Origin of the sequence: Arenimonas sp., from assembly GCF_019459675.1 — a bacterium.
In the GTDB taxonomy this organism is placed as follows: domain Bacteria; phylum Pseudomonadota; class Gammaproteobacteria; order Xanthomonadales; family Xanthomonadaceae; genus Arenimonas.
In genome coordinates this window covers 1-1110 of record NZ_JAIBFH010000193.1, presented here as the reverse complement: position 1 = coordinate 1110, position 1110 = coordinate 1, and the positions used below count along the sequence as shown (strand labels likewise).

1 protein-coding gene is annotated in these 1110 nt (G+C 72.1%); it reads left to right on the top strand.

Annotated elements, in window-relative coordinates; genetic code table 11:
* Nucleotides 1–211 precede the first annotated feature (211 nt).
* Nucleotides 212–1110: NnrS family protein (locus tag K0M70_RS06715; RefSeq protein ID WP_290780858.1), on the top strand; the 899-nt coding region annotated here is incomplete at its 3' end.

Sequence of the window (1110 nt, the reverse complement as noted above, 5' to 3'; positions counted from 1 at the left end):
GCGGTGCGGGGGGCGGGGCGGGGGTGCGGTTCCCCCCCCCCACGCCCCCGCCCATGGTTTACCCCCCCCCCCACCCCCCCCGCGTAGGCGGGGGGGGGTGGGGGTGGGGACCCGGGGCCCGCGAACGCGCCCCCGTTTTTTATGCGTCCGGGCTGGGCGCGGGATGACCTGGGTCAAGGCAGCCCGCGGGCCTGCGCGGCAGCATGGCGGCATGGACATGAGACAGGAAAAGGCGCCGTTCCCACTCGCCGCGATTGCAGCCGCGCCGCACCGGCTGCTGTTCTTCATCGGCGCCTTCAACGTGCTGGCGGCCATGGCCTGGTGGACCGCGTGGCTGGGCGGCAGGCTGCCGACGCCAACCGTGCCGGCGGGCTGGATGCACGGCTTCATCATGCAGTACCAGGTGCTGCCCGCTTTCATCTTCGGCTTCCTGCTGACGGTATTCCCGCGCTGGATGGGCCAGTCCGAAGCCAGCCGCTGGCACTACCTGCCGGTCGGCCTGGGCCTGGTGGCGGGACAGGTGCTGACGCTGTCGGGCCTGGTGTCGGGTTCGGCGATGCTGGTGCACCTGGGCGTGGTGAACACGCTGGCGGGCTGGATCGCGGCGATGGCGGTGCTGGCGGGCTGGCTGTTCCGCGACCGCAACACCACCTGGCACGCGATCTCCTGCTTCGCGGCGCTGGTGATGGGCCTGGCGGGACTGCTGGCCTTCGTCGTCTACCTGCACGCCCCCGATGCGCGGCTGGCGTTCGCGATGCTCAAGATCGGCAGCTTCGGGCTGCTGGTGCCGATCTACGCCACGGTCGCGCACCGCATGTTCCCGTTCTTCGCGGCCAACGCGGTGCCGGGCTACACGCCCTGGCGCCCGATGGTCTGGCTCGCCCTGCTCTGGCCGCTGTGCCTGGCGCACGTGGCGCTGGAGCTGGCGCACCTGCACCAGCATCTGTGGCTGGTGGACGCGCCGCTGCTGGCCCTCACCGGCTACGCGCTGTGGCGCTGGTGGCCGCGCGGCCCGATGCCGCCGCTGCTGCGGGGGCTGTTAATCGGCTTCGCCTGGCTGCCGATCGGCATGGCGCTGTACCTCGCGCATAGTGCCTGGTTAGCGGCCAC